The organism is Streptomyces sp. NPDC102514 (assembly GCF_055584525.1).
The window spans coordinates 1-24,596 of the sequence record NZ_JBVJLW010000036.1 but is presented as its reverse complement, the minus strand read 5'-3'; the positions used below and the strand labels follow the sequence as shown (position 1 = coordinate 24,596).

18 protein-coding genes and 1 pseudogene are annotated in these 24,596 nt (G+C 72.2%); 11 read left to right on the top strand and 8 right to left on the bottom strand.

The genetic code is table 11. The annotated features are described in order from the left end of the window. Positions 1-36: 36 nt before the first annotated feature. From ACZ60E_RS44205 to ACZ60E_RS44195, 3 genes are all read left to right on the top strand, one after another. Complete coding sequence (locus ACZ60E_RS44205; protein ID WP_469448021.1) at positions 37-2,517, top strand: SpoIIE family protein phosphatase; 2,481 nt, start codon at positions 37-39, stop codon at positions 2,515-2,517. Between the two features lie 159 nt (positions 2,518-2,676). Then, positions 2,677-5,154 carry a beta-glucosidase gene (locus tag ACZ60E_RS44200; protein ID WP_469448020.1) on the top strand — a complete coding sequence of 826 codons (2,478 nt, stop codon included), beginning with the start codon at positions 2,677-2,679 and terminating at the stop codon, positions 5,152-5,154. Positions 5,155-5,266: 112 nt separating this feature from the next. Further along, positions 5,267-5,917: a DedA family protein gene (locus ACZ60E_RS44195; protein ID WP_384808472.1), complete on the top strand. Its 651-nt coding sequence runs from the start codon at positions 5,267-5,269 to the stop codon at positions 5,915-5,917. A 297-nt stretch (positions 5,918-6,214) separates the two neighbouring features. On the opposite strand, the gene ACZ60E_RS44190 is transcribed toward ACZ60E_RS44195, so the two are convergent. Beyond that, positions 6,215-6,745, bottom strand: coding sequence for a gamma carbonic anhydrase family protein (locus ACZ60E_RS44190; protein ID WP_453793209.1), 531 nt, complete (start codon positions 6,743-6,745; stop codon positions 6,215-6,217). A gap of 39 nt (positions 6,746-6,784) precedes the next feature. On the opposite strand from ACZ60E_RS44190, the pseudogene ACZ60E_RS44185 reads away from it, so the two are divergent. Together ACZ60E_RS44185 and ACZ60E_RS44180 are read left to right on the top strand one after the other, a co-directional pair. Continuing rightward, positions 6,785-7,657, top strand: a pseudogene (locus ACZ60E_RS44185) (YhjD/YihY/BrkB family envelope integrity protein); the annotation flags it as partial. 126 nt (positions 7,658-7,783) lie between these two features. Further along, positions 7,784-9,133 carry a diacylglycerol/lipid kinase family protein gene (locus tag ACZ60E_RS44180; RefSeq protein WP_469448038.1) on the top strand — a complete coding sequence of 450 codons (1,350 nt, stop codon included), beginning with the start codon at positions 7,784-7,786 and terminating at the stop codon, positions 9,131-9,133. Positions 9,134-9,167: 34 nt separating this feature from the next. Here ACZ60E_RS44180 and ACZ60E_RS44175 read toward each other — a convergent pair whose 3' ends face one another. Beyond that, on the bottom strand, positions 9,168-9,629 hold the full coding sequence (locus ACZ60E_RS44175; RefSeq protein WP_469448019.1) for a DUF7144 family membrane protein: 462 nt from the start codon (positions 9,627-9,629) through the stop codon (positions 9,168-9,170). Between the two features lie 205 nt (positions 9,630-9,834). On the opposite strand from ACZ60E_RS44175, the gene ACZ60E_RS44170 reads away from it, so the two are divergent. Continuing rightward, complete coding sequence (locus ACZ60E_RS44170) at positions 9,835-10,131, top strand: hypothetical protein (protein ID WP_384808480.1); 297 nt, start codon at positions 9,835-9,837, stop codon at positions 10,129-10,131. A 111-nt stretch (positions 10,132-10,242) separates the two neighbouring features. After that, positions 10,243-10,725 carry a LuxR C-terminal-related transcriptional regulator gene (locus ACZ60E_RS44165; protein WP_469448018.1) on the top strand — a complete coding sequence of 161 codons (483 nt, stop codon included), beginning with the start codon at positions 10,243-10,245 and terminating at the stop codon, positions 10,723-10,725. Positions 10,726-10,788: 63 nt separating this feature from the next. Here ACZ60E_RS44165 and ACZ60E_RS44160 read toward each other — a convergent pair whose 3' ends face one another. The 3 genes from ACZ60E_RS44160 to ACZ60E_RS44150 form a co-directional block, all read right to left on the bottom strand. Continuing rightward, positions 10,789-13,407: a helix-turn-helix transcriptional regulator gene (locus ACZ60E_RS44160; protein WP_469448017.1), complete on the bottom strand. Its 2,619-nt coding sequence runs from the start codon at positions 13,405-13,407 to the stop codon at positions 10,789-10,791. Positions 13,408-13,639: 232 nt separating this feature from the next. Beyond that, the gene (locus ACZ60E_RS44155) at positions 13,640-14,119 is read right to left on the bottom strand and encodes a DUF1269 domain-containing protein (protein WP_366786477.1); all 480 of its coding nucleotides are present in this window, start codon (positions 14,117-14,119) and stop codon (positions 13,640-13,642) included. Further along, a complete protein-coding gene (locus ACZ60E_RS44150) occupies positions 14,119-14,673 on the bottom strand; it encodes a DUF1269 domain-containing protein (RefSeq protein ID WP_469448016.1) in 555 nt (184 codons plus the stop codon). The genes ACZ60E_RS44155 and ACZ60E_RS44150 overlap by 1 nt, the downstream gene beginning before the upstream one ends. 176 nt (positions 14,674-14,849) lie before the next feature. On the opposite strand from ACZ60E_RS44150, the gene ACZ60E_RS44145 reads away from it, so the two are divergent. Both ACZ60E_RS44145 and ACZ60E_RS44140 read left to right on the top strand, forming a co-directional pair. Further along, entirely contained in the window at positions 14,850-17,561 is a 2,712-nt protein-coding gene (locus ACZ60E_RS44145; RefSeq protein ID WP_469448015.1) for an MGH1-like glycoside hydrolase domain-containing protein, read from the top strand. Next, positions 17,558-19,030, top strand: a complete 1,473-nt coding sequence (locus ACZ60E_RS44140; protein WP_469448014.1) for an alpha-amylase — start codon at positions 17,558-17,560, stop codon at positions 19,028-19,030. The genes ACZ60E_RS44145 and ACZ60E_RS44140 overlap by 4 nt, the downstream gene beginning before the upstream one ends. Positions 19,031-19,255: 225 nt before the next feature. Here ACZ60E_RS44140 and ACZ60E_RS44135 read toward each other — a convergent pair whose 3' ends face one another. Continuing rightward, positions 19,256-20,998: a SulP family inorganic anion transporter gene (locus ACZ60E_RS44135; protein WP_469448013.1), complete on the bottom strand. Its 1,743-nt coding sequence runs from the start codon at positions 20,996-20,998 to the stop codon at positions 19,256-19,258. A gap of 140 nt (positions 20,999-21,138) precedes the next feature. On the opposite strand from ACZ60E_RS44135, the gene ACZ60E_RS44130 reads away from it, so the two are divergent. Then, positions 21,139-22,536, top strand: a complete 1,398-nt coding sequence (locus tag ACZ60E_RS44130) for an MFS transporter (RefSeq protein WP_469448037.1) — start codon at positions 21,139-21,141, stop codon at positions 22,534-22,536. Positions 22,537-22,553: 17 nt separating this feature from the next. On the opposite strand, the gene ACZ60E_RS44125 is transcribed toward ACZ60E_RS44130, so the two are convergent. Next, the gene (locus ACZ60E_RS44125) at positions 22,554-22,952 is read right to left on the bottom strand and encodes an RDD family protein (protein ID WP_469448012.1); all 399 of its coding nucleotides are present in this window, start codon (positions 22,950-22,952) and stop codon (positions 22,554-22,556) included. A gap of 62 nt (positions 22,953-23,014) precedes the next feature. Then, positions 23,015-23,509 carry a hypothetical protein gene (locus ACZ60E_RS44120; RefSeq protein ID WP_469448011.1) on the bottom strand — a complete coding sequence of 165 codons (495 nt, stop codon included), beginning with the start codon at positions 23,507-23,509 and terminating at the stop codon, positions 23,015-23,017. Between the two features lie 131 nt (positions 23,510-23,640). Between ACZ60E_RS44120 and ACZ60E_RS44115 the strand changes: the two genes are divergently transcribed. After that, positions 23,641-24,405, top strand: a complete 765-nt coding sequence (locus ACZ60E_RS44115) for an acyltransferase (RefSeq protein WP_469448010.1) — start codon at positions 23,641-23,643, stop codon at positions 24,403-24,405. Positions 24,406-24,596 lie beyond the last annotated feature (191 nt).

The following is a 24,596-nucleotide window of genomic DNA, read 5'->3' as shown; positions in this document are numbered from 1 at the left end:
ACGGGAAGACCACTCCCAGCGACGGAGAGGGTCAGGGTGTCGACGAGCGAGGAGAGCGGCGTGGCGGCGCGTCGGTTCGACGTGGCGGACGCCGCGGTGGTGCTGCTGGACGCCCGCATGACGGTGTCCGGCTGGACCGCGGACGCCGAGCGGCTGTTCGGCCACCGCAGCGCCGAGGCCGTGGGCCGTCCCGTCGCGGACCTGCTGATGCCCGAGGACGCCGCGCGCCTGCCCGCCCTGGCCCGCCGCTGTGTGCGGGACGGCCGCTGGACCGGGCTCCTCGCGGTGCGCCACCGCGACGGCCGGCCGGTCGTCGCCACCGTACGGGTGCTGCCCGCAGTGGAGGCCGCGGACGGCCCGCCCCGCTGGGTGGCCCTGGCCGCCGACACCGCGGGCACCCCGGGCTGGGGCATGAGCCGCGGGGTGCTGGAGCGGATGGCCGCCCACTCGCCGATCGGCATCGCCATCGTCGACACCGACCTGCGGTTCGTCTGGTCGAACACCGCTCTGGAGCAGTTCGGCGGCGGACCCGGGCACGAGCGCATCGGCAAACGGCTCGCCGACATACAGCCCGGCCTCGACGCCGCCGCCCTGGAAGGCGTGATGCGCCAGGTCCTGGAGAGCGGCGAGACCGTCGCGGGCTACGAACACGTCGGCACGGTCCGCTCGGCACCGCACCGGCAGACCGCCCACGCCATGTCCTTCACCCGGCTCGACGACGACCAGGGCACCCCGCTCGGCGTGTACTACACCGTCGTGGACGTCACCGAGCGCTACCGGGCCCGCGAACGCCTCACCCTCCTCGACCGGGCGGGCAAGAGCATCGGCCGCACCCTCGACGTCACCCGCACCGCCCAGGAACTCGCCGACCTCGCGGTACCGGGACTCGCCGACCTCGTCACCGTCGACCTGCTGGAGACCGTCCTCGAAGGCGGTGAACCGGCGACCGGACCGACGGGCGGGCCCCTGGACGGGCCGGACGCGGTCCCCCTGCGCCGGGCCGGCCACCGGTCGGTCGACGAAGACGGCCCGGAGGCCGGCGCCGGGATCGGCGAGGTGGCCCGGTACCGCGCCGACTCACCCCCGATCGCCGCCCTGACCGGCGGCAGGTCCTGGATCGAGGAGCGCCTCGACCCCCTGGCCGGGACGTGGACCGCCGACCCGCCCCGCGGCGGGGCCGCCGCCTTCACCGGCCCCGGACCGCACACCGCGATGATCGTGCCCGTCCGGGCCCGCGGCACCACGCTCGGCATCACCACGTTCTTCCGCGACCGCCGCAAGGAGCCCTTCGACCCCGACGACCTGGGCCTCGCCGAGGAGTTCGTGGCCCGCGCCGCCCTGTGCCTCGACAACGCCCGCCGCTACACCCGCGAACGCGACGCGGCACTGGTCCTGCAACGCCATCTGCTGCCGCACCGGCTGCCCGAACAGGACGCGATGGAGGTCGCCGCCTGCTACCGGCCGGCCGACGAGCTGACGGGCCTCGGCGGGGACTGGTTCGACGTCATCCCGCTGTCGGGCGCCCGGGTCGCGCTCGTGGTGGGTGACGTCGTCGGGCACGGCATCGAGGCCGCCGCCGCCATGGGCCGGCTGCGCGCCGCCGTCCAGACCCTCGCCGACCTGGACCTGCCGCCCGAGGAGGTGCTGGCCCACCTCGACGACCTGGTCGGCCGGGCCGGACAGGAGGACGACCCCGGGACGGCACCCCGCGCCGACGGCGTCCGCGCGAAAGGTGCCAGCTGCCTCTACGCCGTGTACGACCCGGTCGGCGGCCGGCTGTCGATGGCCGCCGCGGGCCACGGCCTGCCCGCCGTCGTCGCCCCGGACGGCACGGTGGACTTCCCCGAACTGCCGCAGGGGCCCGAACTGGGCGTCGGCGGCCCGCCCTTCGAGTCCGTCGAGCTGCGGCTCGCGGAAGGCAGCGTGCTCACCCTGGGCACCGACGGCCTGCTCGCCGCCGAGGGGCCCGCGGACCGGCGGGACGCCGCCGCCGACCGGGAACGGCTGCGCCGCGTGCTCGGACAGCCCGCTCCCGACCTCGACGAACGCTGTCTGGCCGTGGTGAACGCCCTGGTCCCGGTCCGCCCGCCGGACGACGTGGTGCTGTTGATGGCCCGCGCCCGCCGTCTGCCGGCGGACCGGACGGTGTCCTGGGAGCTGCCCGGTGACCCGGCCTCGGTCGCCGAGGTCCGCAAGCGCACCTCGCGGCAGCTGTGCGAATGGGGTCTCGACGAGCTGACCTTCACGACCGAACTCGTCGTCAGCGAGCTGTTCACCAACGCGATCCGGCACGCGGACGGCCCCATCAGGCTGCGGCTGATCATGTCGAGGACCCTGTTCTGCGAGGTGTGGGACGCCAGCCCCACCGCCCCGCACCTGCGCCATCCGAAGACGACCGACGAGGGCGGCCGGGGTCTCTTCCTGGTCTCCCGGTGCACCCAGCGCTGGGGGACCCGCTACACCCAGGACGGCAAGATCATCTGGACGGAGCAGTCCCTGGCCGGTCCCACGTTCTGACCGACCGGTGCGGTCATATTTTCTGCTGTGACGGTGGTGCCTCCCACTGCGACAAGTCGCTTTTGTCGCATAGTGCGTCCGGAGGGCGAACCAGCACGGCCGCCCGCGCGCCCCGCGGTTCACCTCCTCGTGCCCGCACCCAACGAGGAGTGACGCCTCATGTCCGACCCTGTCTCCCGGCGGCCCGTGTCCCGGAGGTCCGTCCTGCGCCTGCTGGGCGGCGCGACCGCCGTGGCCCTCGCCGCGACCACCGGCAGCCCCGCGTCCGCCCGGACGGCCGTACGGGAACCGGCCGCGGGCCCCCGCGTCGAGGGCCTGCTCGCCCGGCTCACCCTGGACGAGAAGATCTCCCTGCTGCACGGCGCCACCGACCCGAAGGCCCTCGGCCAGGCCGGCTACGTACCCGGCGTGGCACGCCTCGGCATTCCGCCCCTGCGCCTCGCCGACGGCCCCGCCGGAGTCCGCGTCAGGCAGCGCGCCACCGCCCTGCCCGCGCCCGTCCTGCTCGCCTCCGCCTTCGACCCCGATCTCGCCCGCCGCTACGGCCAGGTCATCGGCCACGAAGGCCGCGCACTGGGCCAGGACGTACTGCTCTCCCCGATGGTCAACCTCGTCCGCACCCCGTACGCGGGCCGCAACTTCGAGACCTTCAGCGAGGACCCGCTGCTCTCCGCCGACCTCGTCGCCGAGGAGATCAAGGGCATCCAGGGCGAAGGGCTCATCGCGACCGTCAAGCACTACGCGATGAACAACCAGGAGAAGGACCGCGAGACCGTCGACGTCCGGGTCGACGAGCAGACCCTCAACGAGGTCGAACTGCGCGGCTTCGAGGCCGCCGTCGGCGCCGGCGCCCGCGCCGCCATGGGCGCCTACAACAAGGTCAACGGCGTCTACGCCTGCGAGAACAAGGAACTCCTCACCGGGATCCTGCGCGACCGCTGGGGCTTCGAGGGCTGGGTGATGACCGACTGGTACGCCGCCCACAGCACCGTCGCCTCGCTCACCGCGGGCCTCGACATGGAGATGCCGAACAGCAGGTACTTCGGGGCCGCCCTGAAGACCGCGGTCCAGGACGGCAGCGTCTCCGAGGAGTACGTCGACCGGTCCGTACGCCGCATCCTCACCGCGATGGACGACTTCGGCCTCCTCGACGGCAGCGCCCCGCCCCGCCCGCGCCGCGACCCCGCGGCGGGCGCGGCCGTCGCCCTGGAGGTCGCCAAGGCGGGCGCCACCCTCCTGCACAACAAGAACTCGGCGCTGCCCCTCACCGGCGAGGCCGCCCGCAGCATCGCCGTCGTCGGCCCCACCGGCTCCCTCCCGTTCGTCAGCGGCGGCGGCAGCGCCCACGTGGTCCCCGACCGGGCCGACAGCCCGCTGGAAGCCATCAAGTCCCGCGCGGGCAAAGGTGCCCGGGTCTCGTACGCGCTCGGCGAGGACCTCTTCGGCAGACCCCTGCCGAAGAACTCCCTCTCGGCGGGCATCACCTCCGAAGCCCAGTACGTCGACGCCGGGAAGACCTGGACGTACGACGGAACACTCACCGTCGAGGACGCCGACGAGTGGACCTTCGTCATCCACTACTCCGGTACGCGGCCCAAGGTGCTCCTGGACGGAACGGAACTCTTCCCCGTCGTGGCCGGGCTCGCCGAGCAGTTCGCCGGCGGCCTCGTGTCTACCGCCCCCGACGGCCTGGCGGTACGGCGCAAGACCCTCGACCTCACTCCTGGCCGGCACCGGATCGAGATCACCGCGAAGGGCGGGGACGCGGGGCAGACGTTCAGGCTGCGGCGCGTCACCGGCGCGACCCGCGGCCAGGACGTGGCCGAGGCCGTACGGGCCGCGTCCGCCGCGCACAGCGTCATCCTCTTCGCCTACGAGGACGCCACCGAGAACCAGGACCGCACGACCCTCGCGCTCCCCGGCCACCAGCCGGGCCTGATCGAGGCGGTGACCGCGGCCAACCCGCGCACCACCGTCGTCCTCAACACCTCCTCCTCGACCGCGATGCCCTGGCTGGAGCGCACCGCCGCCGTGCTGCAGATGTACTACCCCGGCCAGGAGGGCGCGGCGGCCACCGCGGCCGTCCTGTTCGGCGACTGCGACCCCGGCGGACGGCTCACCCAGTCCTTCCCCGCCGACGACGAGAGCCACCCGGTCGCCGGCGAACCGCGCCGCTACCCGGGCGTGAGCGGCGTCGAGGAGTACTCCGAGGGCATCCACGCCGGCTACCGCTGGTACGACGCCAAGGGCGTACGGCCGCTGTTCCCGTTCGGGCACGGACTCTCGTACACCTCCTTCGCCTACGAGGACCTGGCGGTCGAACGCACCGGGGACGGGCTGGACGTCGCCTTCACCGTGCGCAACACCGGGCGGCGGGACGGCGTCGACATCCCACAGGTCTATCTGGGGCCCTCGCCCGACCTGCGCGTCGAGCGCGCCGTACGCGTGCTGAGCGGCTACCGGCGGCTCCGGCTGACGGCGGGGGAGTCACGCAGGATCACCGTGCGCGTCGACGAACGCACCCTGTCCTCGTGGGACCCGCGGCGGTCCGGCTGGGTGCTCGGCACCGGACGGCGGACCGTATGGATCGGGGCCTCCTCGCGTGACCTGCGGCTCCGTACGACGGTGGCCGTGTGAGAGCCCGGCGGGCCGTCGGACAGGGGGCGTGAACCGGTAGGCTTCCCGGCGTGCGCGCGACCGAGCGCACGCCGGGCCCGGCCCGGACCGCGGTGATGGGGAGGAACCGGCGTTGCACGTCCAGGAATGGCTAGAGACCGTGCCTGCGGTCAGCATCTACGCGCTGGTGGGCCTGGTCATCGGCCTGGAGAGCCTGGGCATCCCGCTGCCGGGCGAGATCATCCTCGTCTCCTCGGCGCTGCTCGCCTCCCAGCACGGTGACATCAACCCCTTCATCCTCGGCGCCTGCGCGACGGCCGGCGCGATCATCGGTGACTCCATCGGCTACGCCATCGGCCGCAAGGGCGGGCGCCCGCTGCTGGCCTGGCTCGGCGCGAAGTTCCCCAAGCACTTCGGCGAGGGCCATATCGCCACCGCCGAGCGGTCCTTCGAGAAGTGGGGCATGTGGGCCGTCTTCTTCGGCCGCTTCATCGCCCTGCTGCGCATCTTCGCGGGGCCGCTCGCGGGCGTACTGCGCATGCCGTACTGGAAGTTCCTCATCGCCAACGTCCTCGGCGGCATCATCTGGGCGGGCGGCACCACGGCGGTTATCTACTACGTGGGCGTGGTGGCCGAATCCTGGCTCAAGCGCTTCTCCTGGCTGGGCCTGGTCCTGGCCGTCCTCATCGGCATCACGTCCATGCTGATCATGAAGCGCAAGGCAAAGAAGATGACGGCGGAGTCCGAAACGACCCCGTCGGACCCGATCCCAGCAACCGACTAGCCCCGCAAGGGGCCTTGTAGGGGCGCGGGGAACTGCGCGCCCAGCCACAACGGACCTGCACTTGGCGTACGGCCCCAGGGCTTTGGCTGTTGTCTGCGGGCCGGTGGGGGTGGGCCGCGCAGTTCCCCGCGCCCCTAAAGGGGCACCCTCGGCGGGCGTGGTTTAAGGGGCGCGGGGAACTGCGCGCCCAGCCACAGCGAACCCGCACCTGACGTACGGCCCCTGCGGCCCAGGGCTGCGCGGTCATCTGCGGGCCGGTGGGGGTGGGCCGCGCCGTTCCCCGCGCCCCTGAAGGGGCTACCCCGCGTGGGCGCCCCGGTGGGCCTTCGCCAGTTCTACGTAGAACACCCCGTTCAGGGAGACCCCCTCCCGCTCCTCCGCGCTCAGCTCCCGCTTCACCTTGGCGGGGACACCGGCGACCAGGGACCCGGGCGGCACCCGCATGCCCTGCGGTACCAACGCCTGGGCCGCGACGAGCGACCCCGCCCCGATCACCGCCCCGTTCAGGATCGTCGCCCCCATCCCCACCAGACAGTCGTCCTCGACGACCGCCCCGTGCACCACGGCGTTGTGCCCGATGGACACCCGCTCCCCGATGCTGATCGGGAACCCCGGGTCGACATGGAGCGTGCAGTTGTCCTGGACGTTGCTGTCGGCCCCGATCACGATCGGACCGCAGTCCGCGCGCAGCACCGCGCCGTACCAGACGCTCGCGCCCGGAAGCAGGGTCACGTCCCCGATGACCACGGACGTGGGCGCCACGAACGCCTCCGGGTCCAGCCGCGGATCCTTGCCGCCGATCCCCATGACCAGCGCCTCGTGCGTCATCACCGTCTCCTCGTCGTCGGTACACCGGCACGGTAGGCGATGGGCCGCAGGACCGGCCCTCCGGGTCCGTGTCACCCGCCCCGGGCGAGGCGCGGACGCCCGGCGGGGAAGAGGGTGACGTGCCGACAGGTTTCCGGGGGCCGGGAGGGCACGGTCATGGTGTTCACGAGGCTCGCCGGGACGGTGACGGGCCGCATAGTGGGCCCTGTCGGCCGACAGCTTGTCAGCGTGAGCATCCTGGACATGGCGACGCGTCTCGCCGCGCAGGCCTTTCTCGCCGCGCTGCCGATGCTCTTCGCCATCGCGTCCTTCACCCCGCCCGCGATCCGCCGCGAACTGGTGGGGACCCTGCGTACCCAACTGGGCACCGAGGGGCCGGTCCTGACCCAGGTGGACGAGGTCTACCGGGGCGCCGCCGATTCGCTGGAGACCTGGGGCGCGATCGGGGTCCTGGTGGCACTCCTGTCCGCGACCGCCTTCAGCCGGGCACTGCAACGGCTGTGCGAGCGCGCCTGGCACCTGCCGCGCGCAGGGCTGCGGACCGTGGTGTGGCGCTGGGGCGTGTGGCTCCTGGTCTGGGTCACCGTGCTGGTGTCCCAGGGAACGCTGCGCGACGGGTTCGGCGCCGGGACCGCCCTGGGGTTCCCCCTGCAGCTGATCGCCGCGGTCCTCATGTGGTGGTGGACGCAGCATCTGCTGCTCGCCGGGCGGATGGCGTGGCTGCCGCTGCTGCCGGGCGCCCTGCTCACCGGGATCGGAGTGGTCCTGTACTCCGCCGTGTCCGGGCTCTGGCTGCCGCGTTCACTGGAGCTGAGCGTCGAACGGTACGGGCCGCTCGGCTCCGTCTTCACCGTCCTTTCGTGGCTCATCTTCTTCTTCGCGATCGTCGCCGGCGGGATCGCGATCGGGTACGTACTCGCCCACGACGCCCTCCTCAGCCCCTGGCTGGGCCTGACCGAACGAGGAAAGGGCGGAACTCCGGGCGGATCCCCTGCCGGGGGTGATGCACCCGCGCGGAGCACGAACGATCATCACGCCATGGAACCCACTACACGGGGGCAGCGGTGGTCGGCGCGCGGAGCGCTGGCGGCGGCCGCGGCGGCGGTACTGGTGCTGGGCGTGTTCGCGGGACTGCGGACCATCGCCCTGCTGGGTGTGGGACTGGCCGGTCTGGCGGTCATGGCGGCGGCACTCTGGTGGGTGCTCACGCGACGGAGCGTAGGGCGGCTGCTCGCCGCCGTGCTGGCCGTCGCCGCACCGGTGTGGGTCGTCGTCGCGTACACCCGGGCCCATCTGGCGTGGGTCGTCGTCGTGGCGGGGGCGCTGCTGATGGTCGCGGCCGGCGCGGGCCGCAGAGCCCTCGTCGGTGACGGCGGGACGGCCCGGACGCCGGAGCACCCCGCCCCGCGCGTGCGGCATCCCGTCCTGATCATGAATCCGCGCTCGGGCGGCGGGAAGGTGGAGCGGTTCGGGCTGCGGGAGAAGGCCGAGGCACTGGGCGCGCAGGTGCTCCTCCTGGAGGGGCCGGGCGAGACCGACGTGGCCGAACTGGCGCGCAAGGCCGCGAGCGAGGGCGCCGATCTGCTCGGTGTCGCGGGCGGGGACGGCACCCAGGCACTGGTGGCCGATGTCGCCGCCTCGCTCGACCTCCCCTTCCTCGTGGTGCCGGCCGGTACCCGCAACCACTTCGCCCTCGATCTGGGGCTCGACCGCGAGGATCCGGCGAAGGCGCTCGACGCCCTGGCCGACGGGGTGCTGCTCCGCGTCGACCTGGGCCGCGCGGCCGGCCATCCCTTCGTCAACAACGTGTCGTTCGGGGCGTACGCCGAGGTGGTGCAGAGCCCGGCCTACCGCGACGGCAAGACCCGTACGACCCTGGAACTCCTCCCCGACCTGCTCGTGGGCCATCGCGGCGCGCGTCTGGCCGCCCGGGCGGGCGAGGCGGACTTCGAGGCACCGCAGGCACTGCTGGTGAGCAACAACCCGTACGGCACCGGCGACATCGCCGGTCTCGGCCGCCGACCGCGGTTGGACGGCGGCGAGTTGGGGGTCGTCGGGGTCGACGTGGCGAGCGCCGCCCAGGCCGCCGGACTGCTGCGCGGACGCCGTGCCACCGGTCTGACCCGGGCCACCGCGCGGGAGGTGGTCGTCGACGCCGACCGGGAGCGGATACCGGTCGGCGTCGACGGCGAGGCACTGAACCTGAGCGTCCCCGTGCGCTGCGAGGCCCGGCCGGGTGCGCTGCGCGTGCTGGTGCCGCGCGAGCGTCCGGGGATGCGCTCACCGCTGCCGCGCCTCGACTGGGCCCGGATCGCCCGGCTCGCCCTGCCGTCGGCCCGCGGCGCCGCCCGCCCGACGGCGGCGCGGCCGGCGGAGCCCGGCGGGTGAGCCGGACGAGCCGGGGAGACCGGATGGGTCCGGGTTACATCGGCGCCCCGTAGATCTTGTGGGCCTGCGCGTGGCCGTAGCTGGCCAGGGACCAGATGACCAGCACGTCGAGCGCGATGATCAGGATCGACCAGAGCGGGTAGTACGGGGTGAAGAAGAAGTTCTCCAGCGCGCTCAGCGCGGCGACCGTGATGCCCACGACGCGCGCCCAGGTCTTGCCCTTGAACACGCTGAAGGCGGCGGCCAGGATGACGATCCCGGAGATCAGATGGATCCAGCCCCACACATTGATGTTGAGGTCGTACGGGTAGTCGTTCGCCCGGGTGTAGAAGTTGTCCTCCATCAACGCGCCCATGCCGACGAACACCTGGTACGCGCCCACGATGGCCATCATGCAGACGGCGAAGACGACCCCGCCGACCATCAGTGGCTTGATCCGGGGCTCCTGCGGTGGCTGGCCCTGCCGGGTCTGCCCTGCCGAAGTCTGCTCAGCCATGTCGGGTACCTCCTTGTCGGAAGCAGGAGCATCCCGCTGCTTCCGGGGGCAGAGCTTCACCCGCTGTGGATGAGTGTCGGGGCCGCGTACGGACCGGACCGGACCGGGTCGCCCGTCGCCGTCACCCCCGCTGTGTGATGTGTCCTGCGCACGGCCTGTGAGAATGGTGACGTGACCCGGCCCCGGGCAGCGGAGGTGACGCGGCATGGGAACGGCGGAGGAACGCCCTGGACCCGAGCGGGGCGAGGCGCGGCCCGTGGGCGGGGATTTCGAGATCCGGATCAAGGGCAGGGTCTCCCAGGCCTTCCGCTCCGCCTTCGCCGAGCTGACGGTCACGGTCAGTCCGCCGGAGACCGTCCTGCACGGCGCCCGGCTCGACCAGGCGGCGCTGTACGGGATCCTGGACCGCATCCAGGCCCTCGGACTGGAGCTGGTCGAAGTGCGCCGATTGCCCGAGGGGCGAGGTCCCGGTACGGATCCCGCCTCCCCCAACACGTCGTAGACACCATCCGGCATCTGGGTTAAATGGCCCTAAGTCCCCTTCCCGTCCCAAGATCCAGCCCGCACGGTTGCTGTGTACCGCCCCCCGCTCTCTGTCGAGGAGGTGAGTCGCATGCCTACCGTCCTGAAGGCCGAACGGGGAGGAAGGCAAGGGCACTCCGATGGGCCGGATTTCGAGCGGATCTCCGTACTGCGGGGTCAGTTACGGGCTCTGGACCGGGCCGCCGAGGACGCGGACACCGTGGTGGCGGCCTGTCTGGTGTGGGTCGCCGACGCCCTCATGGACATCGCTGCCGAGTCGGGAGACCCGCGCAGTACGCACCTGTTGCTGGACGAGGCGTCGGCCGCACTGGCCGCCGTGCCCTCCGGCGACGCCGGACGCCCGGACCTCGCGTCGCCGGCCGGCCTCCTGACGGAACGCGAGCACGCGGTGCTCGTCCGGCTCCAGGAGGACGTGCCGCTCCGGCAGATCGCCTCGGAACTCTTCGTCTCGCACAACACGGTGAAAAGCCATGTGCGGGCCGTCTACCGCAAACTCAGGGTCTCGTCGCGCACGGGTGCCGTCGCCCGCGCGAGGCAACTGGGCCTTGTCTGACACGCCGTTCGCGGTCCGTCGCGGCCGTCCACGGCCCTGCGCGGCCCTCGGCGGCCGTTCGCGTCACAGCAGTTCGAGTTCGCGGGCCCGCCGTACCGCGGCGGAACGCCGGGTCACGGCGAGCTTGCGGTAGACGCTCTTGAGGTGCGTCTTCACCGTGTTGACCGACACGTACAACTCGTCGGCGATCTCCTCCGTCGTCATCATCTGCGCCAGATGACGCAGGACGTCGTGTTCGCGCGCGCTGAGCGACTCGACCGGTGCCCGGTCGTCCTGCGGCCGGGCATCCGGCGTGCTACGGGCGCCGGGCACCGGCCGTGCGGGGAGCCGGCGGGCGCGTGCCTCGTCGAGCGAGGCGGCGCACGCGTGCCGCACCGACTGCCGCAGCCCTTCGGCGAGCCAGCCGTCCGCCGTGATGTCGGGGATGGCGTCCAGGGTCTCGGGACGCGCCGTGCCGGTCTCCACCGCGGTCATGAGTTTGGTGACCAGGGAGCCGACGCCGGTGACGAAGGGGTCGGGCACCTGGCGCAGGGTGGCGCGGGCCCGGGAGAGTTCGCTCCGTGCCCGCGGCGCGTCGAGGCGGGTCAGGGCGATCCAGGCCCGTACGACGTGCAGCGCGGCCAGGGAGGGGTCCGGCTCCGCAGACGCCTGCGGTACGGGGTGCCGGGCGTGCCCGGCGAACTGCTCCGCGGCCCGGAACCGGCCGCGCAGCGCCTCCAGCAGGGCCAGTTCGGAGAGGCAGTCCCGGCGCAGGACGCCGTTCTCAGCGGCGGAGGAGGCCTTGAGGGCCGTGGTCAGGGACGCCTCGGCCGTCTTGAGGTCGCCCTCCCGCAGCTCGGCGCGGCCACGGACCGACAGGGTCAGCGCCACCAGTTCGGGCCGGTCCTCCAGCAGGCCGCGCGGCAGCCGCGAGAAGAGCCGCTCGGTGTCCGCCGCGGCGGACCTCGCCGCCGTCAGGTGCCGGGGGCGGTCCCGCGCCGTCCGGATCACGGAGTGGGCCAGCCGGCACCGGGCGATCCGGTCGGTGCCGCCCCTGGGCAGCTCCTCGATCAGCCGGTCGGCGAGGGCCAGGCTGTCCGTGCAGGCCGGCCCGTCGCCGCGGGCGAGCGCGCTCGCCGAGGTGACGAGCGCGGACTCCGGTCCGAGGGCCTCCGGGGAGGCCGCCGCGGGACCGGAGGGTGGTGTCCGGGTCAGCAGTTCGCCGGGCAGCCGGGTGCTCGTCAGGGCGAGAACCTGCCCGATCGCCAGCTGATGCACGACGAGACGGTCGGCGTAGCGGCGGTCGTCCGCGGCGAGGGCATGGCGTACGGCCTCGGCGAGGAGCCCGTGCTCGCCCAGCCACTCGGCCGCCCGCCCGTGCAGATCGGGCACGAGGTCCGGTGCCTCGTGGCGCAGCCGCACCCGCAGCACGTCGGCGAACATCCGGTGGCACCGGTACCACCCGTGACCGATGTGCTGCAGGAAGGAGCTCTGCGCGACGAGCGTCGCGAAGTGCCGGCCGGCCTCCTGGCCCGCGACCTGGGTGGCCAGTTCGGCGTTCAGATGGTCCAGCACGCTGGTCGTCAGCAGGAGCCGGCGCATCGCCGGGGGCTGGCCGTCCAGGACCTCCTCGACGAGGTAGCTGACGATCGCCTCGTCCTCGCCCGCGAACCGTGCCACGAACCGCTCCGGGTGGGGATGCCCCTGCATGGACATCGCGGCAAGACGCAGGCCCGCCGCCCAGCCGTCCGCCCGCTCGCGCAGGGTCTTCACCACCGGCCGGGGCACCTCGACCCCGTGCTGGGCCAGCAGCGCCGCCGTCTCCCGGTCGTCGAAGGCGAGGTCCCCGGTACGCAGTTCGGTGAGGTCGCCGGCCAGCCGGTACCGGTGGAGGTGCAGCGGCGGGTCCCGGCGCGAGACCACGACCAGCCGCAGCGCGGGGGTCGCGTGCCGGAGCAGCCGGATCATGCCCTCGGCGACCGGTGAGCCGCTCTCCGGCTGGAAGTCGTCCAGTACGAGGACGACGGGCTCCTCGCGCGCGGCGAGCCCCGCGGCGAGGGCGGCCACGAGGAGTGGCTCTCCGGCCGCCGGGGCGGGTGGTACCGGCGCGGCCGGGAAGTCGTGCGGGGCGACTCCGTCGGTGAGGGGCGGGCCGTCGAAGGGGGCACCGTGTGGCCCGGTGTCCCCGGACGGGCCGGACCGGGCCGTGTCGCGGAGACCCGTGCCCCGTGTCGTGCCGTTGGCGGTCGTTCGTCGGGTGCCGGTCGGTGGGGGCTGGTCGCGCAGTTCCCCGCGCCCCTCACGGGGCGCCTGCGGCGCATCCTGCTCGCGGCCGTTCTCACCGGCGCCCTGATCGGAGCCGTAATGACCGGTGGTGTCCTGGGCCTGGGTGTCCGGGACTGTGAAGGTCGTGGGGGGCGGGGGCGTGAGCGACGGGAGTTCGACGGACGCCTCGCGCAGTGCCGTCAGGACCCGTGGCCAGAAGACGTCGGGTTGTTCCTCCGCCCCGTCGCAGGTCACCCAGGCCACCGGGCCCGGCGCACGCCGGGTGTGCGCCCACTCCACCGCGAGCGCCGACTTGCCCGCTCCGACCGGCCCCACGACCACGGTCAGCGGCCCCAGCACGCCCTGCGAGAGACGGCCCGTCAGCCGGGGGCGGGGGACCAGCCACGTCGGCAGCGGCGGTACTCCGGGAGGTGACATCCGGGGCGCCCGGGCCTGCCGTCTCACAGAGGGTCCGACGCGGGCCGGCGGGGGCGTGAGAGCCGTGTCCGGCGGGCGCCGTCGTTCCGTCCGCTCGTCCATCGACGGTACCTCGCTCCCAGCGCAGTGGACGTCCGCCAGACGAGAGTGTGGCCCGCACCGGGAAGCCGCGGACCGGTGCGGGCCACATCTCACCCGGGTGAAGTTCGGCCGGGCGGTTCGGCGGTCGTCACTACCGCAGGGCGGCGATCAGCTCTTCCTCGCGCTCCTTGGTGAGCGACGTGCGCAGCACGGTGGGACCGAACGGGCGCAGCGCCTCACGCACCCGGTCGGGCGTCGAACGCCGCACGAGCGCGAAGACGGCGGCCCTGCCCGGTTCGAGCGTGCCCGCGATCTCCTTGATGAACGCGTCGTTGATGCCCACGTCCGTGAGCTTCCCGGCGAGCGCGCCCGTGCCCGCGCCGACCGCGGCACCGAACACCGGCATCAGGAAGAGCAGGCCGAAGAGCGTGCCCCACAGGGCGCCCCCGGCGGCTCCGTGCGCGGTGGGGCTGAAGGACTGGCGGACGTGGATCTTGCCGTCCGGGGTCCGCCAGGCGAGCGCCGCGTCGTCCAGGTCGAGAAGTTCCTGCTTGGACAGGTCCTTCGAGAGGCGCAGCACGGATTCGGCCTTCTCCTTGTCGGAGAAGCCGAGCACGACGAGATCGGTCATCAGGACCTCCTGGTGTTCCGGCCGGATGTCCGGCCCTTGCGGGTCTGTTCCGAGGCCGCCTCGTCCAGTCGCGCGACGGCGTCGGTGATTTCCATGACCACCAGGCCGAGGGACTCCTCGGTGAGGAAGCCCTCCGCGACGGGCACGCCGCCCGCGTCGCGGATCGCCGCCCTCAGTTCCCTGGCCCAGGTGTGTTCCAGCAGGACGAAGCCGGCGGCGGTCCCCGGGGTCAGTTCCCCCGCGAGGCCCAGGATGTCGTCCGGGGCGAGGCCGAAGGCGTTCCCCTCGGTCAGCGACGGGAACTCCGACTCCGCGCCCTCCAGCACCTCGCGCGAGATGCCCAGCAGCGCGGCGACGGTCTGGCCCATGCCCTCCGCCTGGTAGTCGAGCGTGACGAGACTTCCGTCGGCCTCCTTCTGTACGAAGAGCAGGTCCAGCAAGCGGACTTGGCCGCTGCGGTCGAGCGCCACGAGCTCGTCGATGATCCTTCCCTCGAACTTCGCGTCGGGTCCGAACTCGACCGTCAGCAGTTGCACAGGTCCGATCCTGACCATGACCGCTCCCTTCGATGTGGTCCGCCTCCATCCAGCCGCCTTCGTGCCCGGTGCGCGTCACCCGCCACAGGTGAGGGGAGGGGCCGCCCGGGTCCTCACCCGCGGCAGGTGAGGCACCGCCGGAAGGGGCCGGACAGACTGACGCAGCCCCGGTAGGCCTGTGACAGGGAGCCAGGATGAACGCGCGGACGAGCGGCGAGCGGATCGGTCCGACCGGCGACGACGGAGGCCGATGGCGTCTGTGGGGCCCCTATCTGAGTGAGCGTCAGTGGGGCACGGTCCGGGAGGACTACAGCGACGGCGGTGACGCGTGGTCCTACTTCCCGCACGACCACGCGCGCTCCCGGGCCTACCGGTGGGGCGAGGACGGACTGGGCGGGATCTGCGACGAGAAGCAGCGGCTGTGCCTGGCGCTCGCCCTGTGGAACGGCCGCGACCCGATCCTCAAGGAGCGCGCCTTCGGCCTCACCAACGGCGAGGGCAACCACGGCGAGGACGTCAAGGAGTACTACTTCTATCTGGACAGCACGCCCAGCCACTCCTACATGAAGTACCTCTACAAGTACCCGCAGGCCGAGTTCCCGTACAACGACCTGGTGGCCGTCAACCGCGAACGGAGCAGGCAGGAGTACGAGTACGAACTCCTCGACACCGGTGTCTTCGACGAGAGCCGCTACTTCGACGTGACGGTGGAGTACGCCAAGGCGTCGTCCGACGACGTACTGGCCCGCGTCACCGTCGACAACCGCGGCCCCGACGAGGCGACCCTGCACGTCCTGCCGACCCTCTGGTTCCGCAACACCTGGTCGTGGCAGGACGGCGGCGACACCCCGAAACCGCGGATGAGCGCGGCCGGCGGGCCGGACGGCACGGCGACGATCCGTGCCGAGCACCCGCAACTCGGCAGCTACGACTGCCGGTTCGGGGAGGAGGTACCGCTGCTGTTCACGGAGAACGAGACGAACGCCGAGCGGCTCTTCGGCTCGCCCAACTCCTCCCCGTACGTCAAGGACGGCATCGGCAGGTACGTGGTCGACGGCGAGCGGGAGGCCGTCAACCCGGCGCGGGAGGGCACCAAGGCGGCGGCGCACCACACGCTCACCGTCCCCGCGGGCGGTTCGGCGACACTGCGGCTGAGGATCGCGCCCACGGACGCGCAGCCGGCCGGCGACCACGGCTTCGACTCCCGTGGTTACGAGGCCGTGTTCGAGGAGCGGATCGCCGAGGCCGACGCCTTCTACCGCGAACTGACCCCCGAGGGCGCCGACGAGGACCGGGCCCGGGTGCAGCGGCAGGCGCTCGCCGGGATGCTCTGGTCGAAGCAGTACTACCTGTTCGACCTGGAGACCTGGCTGGCCGAGCACGGCCTGGACCCCTGGAGCATGCCGCGGCCCGGCGTGCGCAACCGCGAGTGGTTCCACATGGTCAGCGACGACATCGTGTCCATGCCGGACAAGTGGGAGTACCCCTGGTTCGCCGCCTGGGACCTGGCGTTCCACACCGTGGCCTTCGCGACCGTGGACGTCCGCTTCGCCAAGGAACAGCTCGAACTGCTGCTCAAGGACACCTTTCTGCACCCCAACGGCCAGATCCCGGCCTACGAGTGGAACTTCGCCGACGTCAACCCGCCGGTGCACGCCTGGGCCGCGTACTTCGTCTACCTGATGGAGGAACGCACCACCGGCCGCGCCGACCGCGAGTTCCTGGAGCGCGCCTTCCAGAAACTCCTGACGAACTTCACCTGGTGGGTCAACCGCAAGGACCCGGACGACCGCAACGTCTTCGAGGGCGGCTTCCTCGGCCTCGACAACATCGGCGTCTTCGACCGCAGCGCGCCCCTGCCCACCGGCGGCCGGCTCGAACAGGCCGACGGCACCGCGTGGATGGCCCTCTACTGCCAGGCGATGCTGCAGATCGCCGTGGAACTCGTCGAACACAACCAGGCGTACGAGGAACTGGTCCTGAAGTTCTTCGAGCACTACCTGTGGATCGCCGCCTCCATGGACCGGGTCGGCGACCTCGGCGACGAACTCTGGGACGAGGAGGACGGGTTCTACTACGACGTCCTGCGGCTGCCCGACGGCCAGGCCGTACGGCTCAAGGTCCGCTCGATGGTCGGTCTGCTCCCGCTGTGCGCGGCCACCGTCCTGCGGCCGGCCCAGCTGACCCGGGTGTCGGGCCTCGGGGAGAGGCTGCGCCGCTTCGCGGACCGCCACCCCTCGCTCTCCGTCACGCTCACCTCCGTACAGGCGGGTACGACGGGCGGCCCCCGGCTGCTGTCCGTGGTCGACGAGAAGAAACTGCTCAGGGTGCTCTCCTACCTGCTGTCCGAGGAGGAGTTCCTCAGCCCGTACGGCATCCGGTCCCTCTCCCGCCACCACGCCGAACACCCCTACCGCTTCTGGGTGCGCGGCGAGGAGTACCGGGTCGGCTATCTGCCCGCCGAGTCGGACACGGGGATGTTCGGCGGCAACTCCAACTGGCGCGGACCCGTGTGGTTCCCCATGAACGCCCTCGTCGTCCGGGCCCTGCTCAACCTGTACGGCTTCTACGGCGACGACCTCACCGTGGAGTGCCCGACGGGGTCCGGCGTCAGGATGACCCTCTTCGAGGTCGCGCAAGAGATCTCCGAGCGGCTCACCCGGCTCTTCCTGCGCGGCGAGGACGGACGCAGGCCCGTTTACGGAGGCCAGCGGATCCTCCAGGACGACCCGCACTGGCGGGACCTGATCTCGTTCTACGAGTACTTCCACGGCGACAACGGCGCCGGGATGGGCGCGGCCCACCAGACCGGCTGGACGGGACTGGTCGCCACACTGATGACGGTCTTCGGCACGCTCACCCCGAACGACTTCCTGACCGACCGCGCCAAGAAGGGGACACCATGAGCACGATCCCCGCACAGCCCGTCGTCCACGAGGTCGACACCCGCGTCTGGCTCCGTGAGATCCAGCGGCGGACCGGCCGCCACGGGGGACTGGGCGACGTCCCCAAGGACGCCTGGGACGAGGTCACCCCGCACGGCATCGACGCCGTATGGCTCATGGGAGTGTGGGAGCGCAGCCCGCAGGGCCGGGACATCGCACTGCGGGACCCGTCCCTGCGCGCCGCCTTCACCCGGGCCGTCCCCGACCTCCAGGAGGAGGAGATCGCCGGATCGCCGTACTGCATCCGCCGCTACGAGGTCGACGCGGACCTCGGCGGGACCGCGGGACTCGCCGCCGCGCGCGCCGAACTGGCGGGCAGGGGCATCGGACTGCTCCTCGACCACGTGCCCAACCACGTGGCGCCGGACAGCCCCTGGACGGCCGCGCACCCGGAGTACTTCGTCCGGGGGAGCGAGGACGAACTGCGCTGCGATCCGGCGGCCTACCTCTCCGTCGGGGGCCAGGTCCTCGCCCGCGGCCGCGACCCCTTCTTCCCGCCCTGGCCGGACGTCGTGCAGCTCAACGCCTTCGAACCCGCCCTGCGCGCGGCGACCACGGACGTCCTCCTGCGGATCGGCGACCTGTGCGACGGGGTCCGCTGCGACATGGCGATGCTCATGATGAACGACATCTTCGCCCGGACCTGGGGCGAGCGTGCGGGCGAGCGGCCGGCGGAGGACTTCTGGCCCACCGTCATCTCCGGTGTACGCCGAGGACATCCCGGCATGATCTTCGCCGCCGAGGCCTACTGGGACCGCGAGTTCGACCTGCAGCAGCAGGGCTTCGACTTCTGCTACGACAAACGGCTCTACGACCGGCTGCTGCACGAGAGCCCCGAGTCCGTCCGCGGACACCTCACGGCGGACGAGGCCTACCAGCGCAAGCTCGTACGGTTCCTGGAGAACCACGACGAGCCACGCGCCGCGTACACGATGGACCCGGCGAAGGAACGGGCCGCGGCCGTCATGATCGCCACCCTGCCCGGGGCGACCCTGTGGCACGAGGGGCAGTTCACCGGGCGCCGCACCCAGCTGCCGGTCTTCCTGGACCGGCGGCCCGACGAAACGCCGGACACCGCGCTGCGCGCCTTCCACGAGAGGCTGCTCGGCGCCGTCCACCGGAGCGGGATGCGCACCGGACAGTGGCGGCTGCTCGACTGCGAGGGCTGGCCCGACAACTCCTCCCACCGCGATCTGCTGGCCTGGGGCTGGTCGGGCGGGGCGGGGCGCTTCCTGACCGTGGTCAACCTCTCCGGACAGCGGGCCCAGGCGAAGGTCCGCCTGCCGTGGCCCGAAATCGGCGCCGATGAGCGGACGTTGACCAGTCTGCTCGACGCCGCCCGGTACACGCGCTCAGGCGCCGAACTGACCGGCCCGGGACTCTTCGTCGACCTCGACGCCTGGGGCACGCACGTCCTCTCCGTCGGCTAGGGCCTGTCGTCAAATTCCCGGCGTCCGCCCGGAGGGCGGGCCGGGCGGCGTCTGGTGCGTGCTCTCGGTGTGCCGGGCGGAAGTCCTCGTACTGGACGTACTTGGGCTTTCGCCCGGTGCAGCGAGTGGGGGTCCCCCCGGCCGGAGGCTGGGGGAGCGTGCCAGGCGTCGCCCGGCAGGCGGGAATTTGACGACAGGCCCTAGGCCGGCCGGTCGCCGGTCCGGTCAGTCCTGGGACGGCGGCGGCCGGTCCGTCGCCGCCCACCGGGCGCCCGTCTTCTCCCGGTAGGCGGCGACGGCGGCCTCGATGGTGGGGAAGAAGTGTCCCGGCTCGATGGTCCGGGTCAGTCCGTACCGCTCGATCTTGCGCCGCACCGGGTCCTTCAGCTCGGCGAACACCAGGCTGACGCCGCGTTCGTTCAGCGCCTCGTCCAGCTCCTCCAGCTCGTCGGCGGCCGTGGTGTCCACGTCGGTCACCGGCTCGGCCGCGATCAGCACCCAGACGGGCTGCGGTTCGCCGAGGGCCAGCCGCGTCACCTCGTTGCGGAACGCCTTGGCGTTGGCGAAGAACAGCGGACCGTCGAAGCGGTGGATCACCAGTCCGGGCAGATGCTCGGCCTCCGGGTACGAGCGGATGTCGTGGTAGCCCTCAAGCCCCGGCACCCGCCCCAGGACGGTGTTGTACGGCCACCAGGCCCGCCGGAAGACATTGAGGATCGACAGGCCCACGGCGACGGCGATCCCGGGCAGCACGCCGAGCAGGGCCACACCCAGGAAGGCCGCGATCGCCAGCAGGAACTCCGTCCTGCGCTGACGCCACAGCCGTACCGTCCCCGGGAGGTCGGCCAGGGACAGCGACGCCGTGATCACCACCGCGGCCAGCGCGGGCTGGGGCAGATTGCGGAACAGCCCGGGGAGCAGCACCAGCATGAGGACGATCAGGCCGGCTCCGACGACCCCGGTGATCTGACTCCGCGCGCCCGCCCGTTCGGCCACGGCCGTGCGTGACCCGCTCGTGCTGACGGGGAAGCCCTGGAAGAGTCCTGCAGCGACGTTCGCCGCGCCGATCGCGACCATCTCCTCGTTGCCGCGGACCTCCTGGCCCGAGCGGGTGGCGAACGCCGTGGCGTTGGAGATGGTGTCGGCGAGCGAGACGAGCGCGATGCCCAGCGCGCCGACGAAGAGCGGGCCGAGATCGTCCCAGCGGATGTCCGGCCAGGTCAGCGGCGGGAAACCGCGGGGGAGTTCACCGACCAGGCCGACGCCGTGCCGGCCCAGGTCGAGGAGGGAGGTCGCCGTGATTGCCAGCAGCACCATGACGAGGACGGCAGGCACCTTCGGCAGCCACCGCTGCAGGACCAGGATCAGGACGATCCCCGTGACCCCCACCGCCACGGCGGCGGGCACCGCCTTCCCGTCGGCCAGCCCCTGGAAGAAGTCCCCGACCTCGGCGAGCAGCCCGTCGGCGTCCGTCTTGAAGCCGAACAGCTTCGGCAGCTGCCCGATCAGGATGGTGAGCGCCAGGCCGTTCATGTAGCCGATCATCGTGGGCTTGGAGATGAGGTCGGCGATGAAGCCGAGCTTGGCCACCCCCGCCAGGATCGTGATCGCCCCGACCATGAGCGCGAGCATCGAGGCGAGTGCCACGGCACGCGTGCTGTCGCCTCCCGCGACGATCAGCGGCAGGACCGTGGCGGCGATCATCGGGCCCAGCGAGGAGTCCGGGCCGAGCACCAGGATGCGTGACGGGCCGAAGACGGCGTAGGCGAGCAGACAGAGGACGGACGTGTACAGACCGGTGATCGCGGGCAGTCCCGCCAGTTCCGCGTACGCCATGCCCTGCGGCACGAGCAGCGTGGTGAGGACGACACCCGCGACGACGTCCTTGACGAGCCACTCCCGGCGGTAGGCCAGGAGCGTACGCAGGCCCGGCGCGACGCTCGAAGCGCTCTTCCTGTCACCTGGCATCGCGGCCCTCCGCCCGGTCCCTCGCCCATCGACATTTAGCCCCTGGCGCACGAACCCGTCGTCACCTCGCAAGGGTGATGACGGGCGATCAGCGGCCACGGACGATGTTCGCATCCGAACGTCCGGGAGCCGACATGGCCATGCCACCGAACCCCCCTGAAACGAGGGCCCCGGGACAGACAGCGCGCCCCGCGCGACGCGTCCTGGCCCCGCTCGCGCTCGCCCAGTTCATCTGCAGTTACGCCGGCTCCAACATGAACGTCATGATCAATGACATCAGCGAGGACCTGGACACCTCCGTCCAGGGCGTGCAGACCGTCATCACGGTCTTCCTGCTGACGATGGCGGCGCTGATGATCCCGGGCGGGAAGCTGACCGACCGCTACGGCCGCAAACGCTGCTTCCTCGCCGGCCTCGTCGTCTACGGGGTGGGAGCCGTGCTCAGCGCGCTCGCTCCGGGCCTGGGGGTCCTCGGCCTCGGCTACTCGATCCTCCAGGGAATCGGCACGGCCCTGCTCATCCCGCCCGTCTACATCCTCACCACGCTCCTGTTCCCCGACGTGACCTCCCGGGCCCGCGCGTTCGGGACGGTCATGGCGCTGGGCGGGATCGGCGCCGCCGCGGGGCCGCTGATCGGCGGGCTCATCACCTCGGCGATCGGCTGGCGGGCCGCCTTCGTCTTCCAGGCCGCGGTGGTCGCGCTGATCATCGTGCTGAGCCGCCACGTCCGGGACCCCCTGCCGCCCGAGCCGGACCGGCACTTCGACATCGGCGGAGCCGTCCTGTCCGCGGTCGGCCTCGTCCTCGTCGTCATGGGCATCCTTGCCGCCGACGACAACGGCTGGCTCATGGCGGGCCTGCTGGTGCTCGGCGCGCTCGTCCTGGTGTGGCTCTTCCGCTGGGTGCGTACCAAGGAACGGTCCGGCAGGGAGCCGCTGTTCTCGACGAGCCTGTTCCACGACCGCACGTCCAACCTCGGACTCGTCACCCAGCACGCCCAATGGCTGATGCTGATGGGGGTGTCGTTCGTGGTGGCCGCGTATCTCCAGGTCGTGCGCGGGTACGACGCGATAGAGACCGGCGCGATCTTCACCGCGGCCACCCTCGGCATCCTCGCCGCCTCGCTCGCCGCCGAGCGCCTGGTGCAGCGGTGGGCGCAGCGGACGCTCATCATCGTCGGCTTCGGCGTCACGATCTGCGGGATCGCTCTGCTCATCGTGATGGCCTCCGGCTCGCCGAGCGTCTGGGCCTTCACCCCCGGACTGCTCCTCATCGGCCTGGGACTCGGCGTGATGCTCACCCCGTCGGTCAACGTCGTCCAGTCGAGCTTCGGCGAGGAGCGGCAGGGCGAGATCTCTGGGCTGTCCCGCAGTGTGTCGAACCTCGGCTCGTCGCTCGGCACGGCCATCGCGGGCACGATCCTGGTCGCCGACCCCGCCGCGGGACCGTACGCGGTGGCCCTGGGCGTGCTGGCCTTCGTCGGCCTGGGCGGACTCACCGCCGCGGCCATGCTGCCCGGGCGGCAGCCCGGCGCGTAGACACACGTGACGGTCCGTCACATCCGGTCGTGGCGGACGGCGGTGGCCAGGACGAGATCCTGGACCGACGCACGCCGCCTGCTCACCGGAATCCACAGCAGGCCCAAGGGGAACACCACGCACAACGCGGCCCGCGCGAGGGCGCGGAGGACACCCGGCAGCCCGCCCGAGCGTACGGTGACGCGCAGGCCGAGCAGCCTGCCGCCCACGGTGCTGCCGGTCACGACCCAGCTGCCGGCGAGGTAGAGCAGGGCGATGGTCCAGCCGCACAGCCCGGAGAGCCAGACCGGCGGGTCGGGCAACCGGAACGGCGGCCCGCTGACGAGCAGCCGCACGGCGCCGGCCCCGAACTGCACGGCGAGCCCGAGCCCGGCGACCACGAACGCGTCGACCAGGCCCGCCAGGGCCCGCGACACGAGCCCCGCGGCTTCCCCCCGCGGGCTTCCGGCCCGCTCCGCCCCCGTCACGGTGCCCCCCGTCAGAGCGTCGGCTCGCGGGACGGTCCAGGACCGGACACGGACACCACGGAACCCTGGTCCGCGTCCTGCTGGTCCCCCTGCTCCGTGTCGGGTCTGCGCAGCAGACGGTCGGCGATGCGGTCCACCATCCGGTCGGCCCGCACGCTCCGGGCCCGGAGCCCGTGGACGGTCTCGCCGGCCATTCCGCCGCCGGTGTCGCGGACGATACGGCCGAGGTCGATCTCCTCCAGCACGTCCTTGGTGAGCACGGCCAGATCGATGCGGTCGAGCACGGCGTCGAGATTCAGCCGGGCCGCGATCCGGTCGATGTCGACGCGCTCGGCGACCCGGTTCACATCGACGCGGGACACGAGCTCGTCCAGGTCCATCCGGTCGACGACCGCGGCCGTCAGCCGGCGGATCGCCGTGTCGGTGACGTCGGCGGCGGCCCCCAGCGCGAACCGCGCCAGGCGTCCGGCCGTATGGAAAGGATGAACAGCGCGGTACCAGGTCATTGCGCCAGCGCACCCCCGACGGGGCGCGGGCGCATCATCCGTTGCGGGTGAACCGCAGGTCGGTGGCGGTGGGGCGAAGATCACAGGCGGCCGAGCTCTTGGGTTGACGTGACGCTGAGTACGGTGAGCGGGTGCCCAAGAGCAAGAACACGTTCTCGTCCCGGCGGAGCCGCCTCGTCCAGCGGGCCGTCCACGCGGGCTGGGCCTGGGTGCAGCGGACCGGCGCGGTGACGGCCGAGCGGCCGGGGCGGCTGCGGTTCGGCGCGATGGGGACGGGCACCCGGCTGGCGTTCCCGCAGGGCACGGTGTTCGGCGAGCCGTGGATCCACCTCGGCGACCACTGCATCATCGGTGAACAGGTCACGCTGACGGCCGGGTTGATGCCCGACCTCGACCTCGGCGCGGAGCCGATACTGCGGCTGGGCAACGGTGTCGTCCTCGGCCGGGGCAGCCATGTCATCGCCGACACGACGGTCACGATCGGCAGCGATTGCTACTTCGGGCCCTACGTGTACGTGACGTCCACGAACCACTCGTACGACGATCCGCAGATGCCCATCGGCAAGCAGTGGCCGCGGATGGAGCCGGTGGAGATCGGCCCCGGCTGCTGGATCGGCACGGGCGCGGTGATCCTGCCCGGGGCGCGGATCGGCCGGAACGTCGTGGTGGCGGCGGGCGCGGTGGTACGCGGCGTGGTCCCCGACCACGCGGTGGTGGCGGGCGCACCGGCCCGGGTGGTCCGCCGCTGGACCCCGGCCGAAGGCTGGCAACCCCCTCTGCGCACCCCGGCCCCGACCCCGATCCCGGCCGACATCACCCCAGAACAACTACTGGCCCTGTCAGAACTGGACGAACAGAGCATCAAAGCCCTGAGAGCAATAGACGACGCCCCATAGGGATCACGCCCAGGCAGCGGCCCCGCAAGGGCCGCGAGGAACGGCGCGCCGAGCCACAACGCACCGGCGGCCAAAGACGCATCCCCAGCAACCCACCCCCTAAGGGCTCGTAAAGAATCAACACGGTGGTTTTGTCTCTGTCGTGAGAGCGATGCCGTGCGCGGTTGCGTAGACGTGGAGGCCGGTGAGGG

Coding starts and splice junctions, on each gene's coding strand:
- ACZ60E_RS44200 (WP_469448020.1), top strand. CDS start 2,677: ATGTCCGACCCTGTCTCCCGGCGGCCCGTGTCCCGGAGGTCCGTCCTG.
- ACZ60E_RS44190 (WP_453793209.1), bottom strand. CDS start 6,745: ATGACGCACGAGGCGCTGGTCATGGGGATCGGCGGCAAGGATCCGCGG.
- ACZ60E_RS44180 (WP_469448038.1), top strand. CDS start 7,784: ATGGAACCCACTACACGGGGGCAGCGGTGGTCGGCGCGCGGAGCGCTG.
- ACZ60E_RS44175 (WP_469448019.1), bottom strand. CDS start 9,629: ATGGCTGAGCAGACTTCGGCAGGGCAGACCCGGCAGGGCCAGCCACCG.
- ACZ60E_RS44170 (WP_384808480.1), top strand. CDS start 9,835: ATGGGAACGGCGGAGGAACGCCCTGGACCCGAGCGGGGCGAGGCGCGG.
- ACZ60E_RS44165 (WP_469448018.1), top strand. CDS start 10,243: ATGCCTACCGTCCTGAAGGCCGAACGGGGAGGAAGGCAAGGGCACTCC.
- ACZ60E_RS44160 (WP_469448017.1), bottom strand. CDS start 13,407: ATGTCACCTCCCGGAGTACCGCCGCTGCCGACGTGGCTGGTCCCCCGC.
- ACZ60E_RS44155 (WP_366786477.1), bottom strand. CDS start 14,119: ATGACCGATCTCGTCGTGCTCGGCTTCTCCGACAAGGAGAAGGCCGAA.
- ACZ60E_RS44150 (WP_469448016.1), bottom strand. CDS start 14,673: ATGGTCAGGATCGGACCTGTGCAACTGCTGACGGTCGAGTTCGGACCC.
- ACZ60E_RS44145 (WP_469448015.1), top strand. CDS start 14,850: ATGAACGCGCGGACGAGCGGCGAGCGGATCGGTCCGACCGGCGACGAC.
- ACZ60E_RS44140 (WP_469448014.1), top strand. CDS start 17,558: ATGAGCACGATCCCCGCACAGCCCGTCGTCCACGAGGTCGACACCCGC.
- ACZ60E_RS44135 (WP_469448013.1), bottom strand. CDS start 20,998: ATGCCAGGTGACAGGAAGAGCGCTTCGAGCGTCGCGCCGGGCCTGCGT.
- ACZ60E_RS44130 (WP_469448037.1), top strand. CDS start 21,139: ATGCCACCGAACCCCCCTGAAACGAGGGCCCCGGGACAGACAGCGCGC.
- ACZ60E_RS44120 (WP_469448011.1), bottom strand. CDS start 23,509: ATGACCTGGTACCGCGCTGTTCATCCTTTCCATACGGCCGGACGCCTG.